The following is a 6,484-nucleotide window of genomic DNA, read 5'->3' as shown; positions in this document are numbered from 1 at the left end:
TCGAACCGCACGGCCCCATCGAGACCGAAGCAGCCCGCCGCCTCGCCGACGACCTCAAGAACCAGTAATCATCCGATTACCCAACACTTTCTCAGTCTGCCCCGGCTGGAGCAGGCCGAGGATGGGTGCCCAGGCTGCCTCGCCGAGCAGGGCGTCGCCGCGGGCTGTCCCTCCGTAGGCAAAGGTCTTCGAGGGTGTGGCGGGGCCTTCACCCGGGAAGCGCGGCCGGTGTCCGGCATCGTCGCGGGTCACCAGGTGGACCGGGGCGGCGGCTGCCCGGCGGCGCGCGGCCAACTGCTCGGCGTATCGCAGGGAAGGCCACATCGCATCGTCGCCGCCGGCGACGAGCAGGATGTCGGCGGACGCCTTCTCCACCGGGATCACAGCGGCGTCCAGACTCCGGGCACAGGTCCGCTCGCTGAGCTCGTACCAGCCGCAGATCGCCACCGGACCGTCGCCCTGCTCCGCGGGCTGCCAGGAGTCGCCGTCCATCGGGACGAAGGGCAGCGGCTGCCCCTGCCAGGTCCAGGAGGACCTCCAGGGACGGTCCCGCCCATCCAGCCCCGGCCCCACGTTGCACCAGACCAGCGACGTCGGAGAGATGGCCACCACCGCGTCGACGCGCGGCTCGTAGACCGCGGTGAGCAGCGCGGCCTCGGCGCCCTTGGATACGCCGAGGATGCCGACGCGCTCCGCTCCACGAGATTTCAGCAGGTCGACGGCCGCGACAAACGTCTCCAGCGGAACCTCGCAGATCCCCGCCGGCTGCCCCGGTCCGCCGAACCAGCGTATGGCCAGAGCGAGGAGACCCTGCTCGGCGAGGAGCCTTGCTCGTCGGCGGTCCACCCGGCCGCTCGACCCGGCCAGGACGACGACACCCGTGCCGTTGCCCGCTGCCGGCTCCATCAGGATCCCTTCCCAGGGGGCCGTCAGCTCGTGTTCGACGACGTTCACAGTGTCTCCCCTCCAGGCGGGAATTTGACTGGAAGACAGGCTATCGGCACCCTGACGGGGCCCGTCCTGGGGCACGTGCGGACTGCAGGCACCACCTCCAGGCAGGCACCACGGTTGGACCGCCATTCCTGCCCGTCAGGTGGTTGAGTCGACGCGCCCGGCGGCTGGGTGGTCCCGTTTGCGACGGGACCACCCACCTTCTCGAGTCAGCTACCGACCGGGGCGGTTTTCATGGTGCTGGCCCGCCATTCCAGGGCTTCGGGCTCGTCGACGAACTCGACCAGGTGCTGGCCAGCGAACTCGCCGAGAGCGTCGCGTACCTCCGCCGGGCTGACGTAGAAGAACTCCCGTCGGCTGTTCACCCGGTTCACGCGGCGGTCGGCGAAGCGCTGGTGGAGCTTCGTCTCGAGACCGACCGCGTCCTCGCTGAAGATGAGTGCGTGCACGTCGAACCGGAAGGGCACCGAGGCGCCGCTCAGCTCGTAGATGCGGTCCAGCGGCTCGAGTCGGCGGGTGAGTCCGATCTTGACGATACGGTCTCCGAACGCGCCGACGTTGGAGATGACGTATACGTAGCCGGTCCGGATGTTCGCCGCCCGTTCGGCAACTGCGGTCAGCGCCTGCTGGATCTCCTGGAGCTTCGCCTCGAGCTCCATAGCGCCATCGGCATCGCCGCGCTCGTGGAGACGCTGCAGGGCGCGCTGTGTGTGCTCGAGCTCCTTCTCCAGCTTGCCGCGCTCGCGGTCGAACTCGCGCTGGGCCTTCTCCTCCTCGCGCTGACGGGCCCTGAGCTCCCGCTGCGCTTCCTTCTCCTCGTCCTTCTTCTGCAGATAGTCAGCCGTGAGGTAGAGCTCACGGACGCGGGCGTCGTGGTACTCGTCGGCGATGCGGATCTGCATCGTGGCGCCGAGCTTCGCGATGGTCTCCCGCGTCTTGTAGAGGCGGTCCACCAACGGCTGCAGCCGGTGCGGCCGCATGGTGCGGACCGCTTGGTCGGCCTCGGCGTTGTAGGCACGCAGCATCAGCTTCGAGAAGTCCCGCACCATCTTCTTGCCCTCGGCCCTCGAACCGTTCACCGTCCAGTCGGTGACGGACCGGACGGCCATGCCAGCGGCGGCCAGGCGTTTGATCTCGGCCTGGAGGCTGTCGAGCTGGGTACGGTAGGCAATGGCGTCCTGCAGGGGGTGGTGGTAGGCGTAGACGCCCACCTGCTGGAGCATCAGCAGTTCCTCGGTCACCACGGTCTGCGCCCTCAGCTCGGTGAGCTGCCCTTCCAGCGTCGCGATCTCTTGACGGGAGCTCTCCACCTCCCTGCGTGAGCGCTCGGCACTGCGGCCGGCCTGACGCGCAGCTTCCTCCTGCTGCTTGGCGGCTTCCTTGGCGTCCGCGCGTATCTGGCGCGCGTCGGCCTCGGCCTGCCGCTTGATCTCCTTAACCTCGGCCTCGGCCTGTTCCCGTAGGTTCTTCGCATGGTCGTGGGCCTGGCCCAGCAGCTCGGTGACCTGCAGTGCGCCGAGTCCTTGGGTTCGCGCCACCCAGTCCCGGAGGCGGGTCAGCTCCTCGTTCTCCTTGGCCCGGGCGCGGCCGAACAGGCTCGGCCTCTTGCTGGCGTCCTTGGATCCGAAGACGGGAGCAGCCGCAGCCTGGGACGGGAACGACACGTGTGCCGCCGAAGCCTCACGCTGATCCGTCGCCACCCACAGCTCCCAGCCTGCGGGAGGCGGACCCCAAGCGGGATCCGGCTGCCAACCCTGCGGCGGCATCCATCCCGCGGGTGGAGCAGGCCAGTTCGGTGGCGGGTTGAAACGGTAGACGGGCATGAGCCGACCTCACCCTTGATGTGGCCCTGCATGAGGATGCCGGAGCCGCGCCGGGAGGTAGCGGCGCGTATTGGCATGATCCACGCACAGCCGACGCGATTAGTTGAAATATAAAGCATGCCCAGCCAGCGACGCTCATGGTGTCGGCCAGCTGGATGTCACCAGCAGTGAGGTTCTCCAGGGACTTGCGCTCGGCACTCCGAGCGGTGGTCTCGACTGAGTGAACCCTGCCGCAGGCAGGCGCAGTGCCGTGCCCCGCCGCGCTGCTCACGGCAGGGCATGCGCAAACTCAACCCGTGGTCACGGGCACTTCTCCTCGAACTTCACCACACCCAGCGACACCGGCTGCCCGTTCAGCGCCGTCCCCGGCTTCGGGTCCTGGGTGCACACCTGCCAGTTCGACTCCAGCAGCACCATCCGGCCCTCCAACAGGTCCTTCACCTGGAACGACGTCGACCGGTCCATCGCATCCCGTACGGCAGCCATCGACTTGCCCCTGAAGTCCGGCATCGACCCGGCGGCCTTCGGTGTCGAAGCGCCCTGATCCTGCGCGGGGCAGTTCTCGTCGAGCTTGACCGCGCCCATGTCGACCTTCACGTCAATCTTCTGCTGCCCGGCAGCCGGGGACTGCGTGCAGACCTTCCAGTTCCGGTCATCCAGCTGCATCCGGGAACGGCCGAGCGCGTCGTGACTGGTGAGGAAGTAGAACCCGGAGGCCTGGGCCTTGTCCTGGGCGGACTGCAGGCCCATGCCGACAAAGTTCGGCAGGTCGACCTGCTTGGTCTGCGCAGCCGGGACGGTTGCTGTGGGGGTCGTCGCGGCCGGTGCGGCAGCGGGCGCGGACTGCGCAGGCGCAGCGGCCGCCACCGGGGGCGTTGGGGTGGAGGGTGCGGGCGGGGGGTTGCCAGCACCGCTCGCCATAGCCGCGCCGACGATCACGACGGCCACGCCGGCGCCGACTGCAGAGATCGCCTTGTGGGCCTTCACCCAGTCGAGGAACGACGGCTGCTTCGGCGGCGGGGCACCCCACTGCGGGCCGGGCTGGTAGGGCTGGTTCGGGTGCGGCTGGCTCACGGATCTCCCTGACTGCGCGTGCGTTGCGCACACGCTCTCAGGACGAGTGACGGTCTGGTAGAGGGAGTTGCGGAAGCGTTACCCCCTTCGCGGCAATGTGCGCGAACTGTCCTGTGCGGGCGGCTTGGCATTCGCCGATTGACTTGACCTGTGCCTTCTGGACGGTTCCTGACGGTGCGTTCCATCCCCAACCCGCCTCTGCGCGGGCAGCCCGCGCGGCGCGTCTTTGGGCCGCACTTGCGGGCCAGCCTTTCTTCCGCTGGCAGCGGTCCGTCGAGTAGCTGCTGGATTTCCACCTCCGTCCACCTTGATGGCGAGCTCACGGATCGAACGCCGATGGCTCTACTTTTCTCCACCAGGAGAGTACTGTGATGGCATGGGTGACTCGACGATCAAGGTGCCGGACACCACCCGCGACCACTTGGCGGCGCTCGCCAGGGAGCGCGGCATGACTATCGGTGGCCTGGTGACGGCACTGGCGAACCAGGAACACACGGCCGAGCAGCTGGCTGAGCGCGTCCGACAGAGTCGCCGCCTCATGCGCGACCGAGGCATCGACGACAGCCAGCTGGACGCCATGCCCAGCGTCCTTGAGAACGCCTATGCCATCGCGGCTGAGAAGTCCGTGCAGAACCTCAAGCGCGGCACCGCAGCGTGATCATCCTCGACACCTCGGCGGTCACGGCGCTTGCCGCCGGCCACCGCGCCCTCGTCCGGCTGGCCGACAACGCCGCCGCATCGCCCTTCCGCCACCTGTCCGTACCCGCCCTCTGTCTCCTGTCGGCCGAGGTCAAATCCCAGGGTGCGGGCACCTTCGCGCTCGCACTCCCCGCCATCGAAATTGAGCCTCTCGACTCCGCGTCCGCCGTCACCGTCGCCGCCATGGTCCGCGACGGCATCGGCGCCCAAGACATCTCCCACGCCCTCTACTGCGCCCTGCCGACCGGCTCCCGCGGCACAATGCACATGATCCTCACCGACCAGGAGCACCACTACCCGCCCGGAACGATCACCGTGCACATCGACGACCCCCGCCTGCTCAGCTGAGCAACTGCCTGCTTCGGCACCTCATCACCAGATCGAAGTCGACCCTGATCGCTGCCCAGAACCACGGCAGCACTATGAACCAAGCAGCCGTCGCAAACCCGCCAAGGACGAGGTCAACGAACTCGGTGGCGACAGAGGGCGATGTCGTGCTGGAAGGCGACGACGAGGTCACCGACGGGGGCTAGAGCGGCGGAGTGCGGGCTGTCGAGGACCACAGTGGCAATGCTCGAGCGGGGGCGCAGGTCCAAGATGCGTATAGCGTCGTCCCTGCCGGCGGCGGCCGCTAGTGCCGCATCAGACAACGTTCGCCCTGTAGACACACCGCTGAAAAACTCGTCGAAATAGTCTCCTCGCCGCAGCCGAGGATGGCCCCATTCTGGCCCTTGATGGCTGGCTGGGCGGACGCGGAGTCGGGGGTTGGGGTGCGTGCTTGCCGGTGACCCCCGGGGCTCACAGCGGCCCGTTCCAGCCGTCGGCATACACTGTCCGACCTGGTCTTTTGACATTCTCGCTCCTATGATCGACATCGGTCGAAAGGGGGGCCGGATGGACCGGACCGTACGCACTGTCGAGGACGTTCTCGCGCTCTTGGACGAGCTCTTTGCATCTGAATCCGAGGCTGGCCGCTTGGCGACGGGTGACGGCGAGGACTTCTGGGACCGCTTCTATGCCGACCGCTCCAGGCCGGTCCCGTTCTTCGTGTCGAAGCCGGACGAGAACCTGGCCGCCTACCTCGACCAGGGCCTGATCGCTCCCGGCCGGGCGCTGGACCTGGGATGCGGACCCGGCCGCAACGCCGTGTACCTCGCCTCGCAGGGCTTCGAGGTGGACGCTGTCGACCTCTCCCCGGTGGCCGTCGCCTGGGGTGAGGACCGGGCTCGCGAGGCGGGAGTGGGCGTCCGCTTCCTGTGCGGTGACGCTTTCGCTCTCCCCGCTGCCGAGTTGAGCGGCCCGTACGACCTGGTCGTCGACTCAGGGTGCTTCCACCACCTGCCGCCCCACCGCCGGGTCAGCTACCTGGCCCTGCTCGACCGGGTCCTCGCCCCTGGCGGTCACCTCGCGCTCACCAGCTTCGCCGCCGGCGAGGCCGGAATGGGGTCGGAACTCACCGACGCCGACCTCTACCGTGAACGCGACTTGCAAGGTGGCCTCGCCTACACCCCCGAATCGCTGCGCTGGATCTTCTCCGACCTGGTCGAGGTGGAACTGCGCCGCATGCGGGAGGAACCCCCTGAGTCAGGACTGTTCGGCGTGACCTTCCTGTGGACCGCCTTGTTCCGTCTGGGTGCGGCTGCCTCAGGCGACGTTCGCCCTGTTCACGACCTTGCGTAGGCGCTCGTCCTGGGCGTGCTTGTTCCGCCAGATGATGTAGCGGCGGATCATGCTGCCCTGCTCCTTGTGGCTGGCGTGGTCGGTACCCCGTCGAGGGCGAAGTAGCGCAGGGCGGTGAACTGGGCCTCGATCCGGTTCAGCCATGAGGAGTTGGTAGGCGATCTTGAGGCTGAACCTGTGGAGTGGACACCCTGACAATGGATCTTTGATCCAGGAAGGGATGTCCAGGTGGGACGGAAGTCTCCGTATCCGGAGGA

6 protein-coding genes and 1 pseudogene are annotated in these 6,484 nt (G+C 67.9%); 3 read left to right on the top strand and 4 right to left on the bottom strand.

Annotated features, from left to right (window positions below):
* Positions 1–54 precede the first annotated feature (54 nt).
* From AB0442_RS41400 to AB0442_RS41390, 3 genes are all read right to left on the bottom strand, one after another.
* Positions 55–954 carry an acyl-CoA thioester hydrolase/BAAT C-terminal domain-containing protein gene (locus AB0442_RS41400; RefSeq protein ID WP_366168690.1) on the bottom strand — a complete coding sequence of 300 codons (900 nt, stop codon included), beginning with the start codon at positions 952–954 and terminating at the stop codon, positions 55–57.
* Between the two features lie 206 nt (positions 955–1,160).
* Positions 1,161–2,651, bottom strand: a complete 1,491-nt coding sequence (locus AB0442_RS41395; RefSeq protein WP_366168689.1) for a DUF4041 domain-containing protein — start codon at positions 2,649–2,651, stop codon at positions 1,161–1,163.
* Between the two features lie 423 nt (positions 2,652–3,074).
* Entirely contained in the window at positions 3,075–3,848 is a 774-nt protein-coding gene (locus tag AB0442_RS41390; protein WP_366168688.1) for a hypothetical protein, read from the bottom strand.
* Between the two features lie 376 nt (positions 3,849–4,224).
* Here AB0442_RS41390 and AB0442_RS41385 point away from each other — a divergent pair, with 376 nt between their 5' ends.
* From AB0442_RS41385 to AB0442_RS41375, 3 genes are all read left to right on the top strand, one after another.
* Positions 4,225–4,506, top strand: a complete 282-nt coding sequence (locus AB0442_RS41385) for a hypothetical protein (protein ID WP_366168687.1) — start codon at positions 4,225–4,227, stop codon at positions 4,504–4,506.
* Positions 4,503–4,895, top strand: a complete 393-nt coding sequence (locus AB0442_RS41380; RefSeq protein ID WP_366168686.1) for a hypothetical protein — start codon at positions 4,503–4,505, stop codon at positions 4,893–4,895. Before AB0442_RS41385 ends, AB0442_RS41380 begins: the two co-directional genes overlap by 4 nt.
* Positions 4,896–5,441: 546 nt before the next feature.
* Positions 5,442–6,227 (top strand): class I SAM-dependent methyltransferase, encoded by a 786-nt coding sequence (locus AB0442_RS41375; protein ID WP_366168691.1) that lies wholly within the window; start codon positions 5,442–5,444, stop codon positions 6,225–6,227.
* On the opposite strand, the pseudogene AB0442_RS41370 reads toward AB0442_RS41375, so the two are convergent.
* Positions 6,192–6,388 (bottom strand): annotated as a pseudogene (locus AB0442_RS41370) (transposase); the annotation flags it as partial. The gene AB0442_RS41375 and the pseudogene AB0442_RS41370 overlap by 36 nt on opposite strands.
* Positions 6,389–6,484: the final 96 nt, after the last annotated feature.

The organism is Kitasatospora sp. NPDC085895, from assembly GCF_040702125.1.
GTDB classification, from domain to species: domain Bacteria; phylum Actinomycetota; class Actinomycetes; order Streptomycetales; family Streptomycetaceae; genus Kitasatospora; species Kitasatospora arboriphila.
Note: the sequence above shows the minus strand (reverse complement) of the source record. Positions and strands in the feature narration are given on the sequence as shown.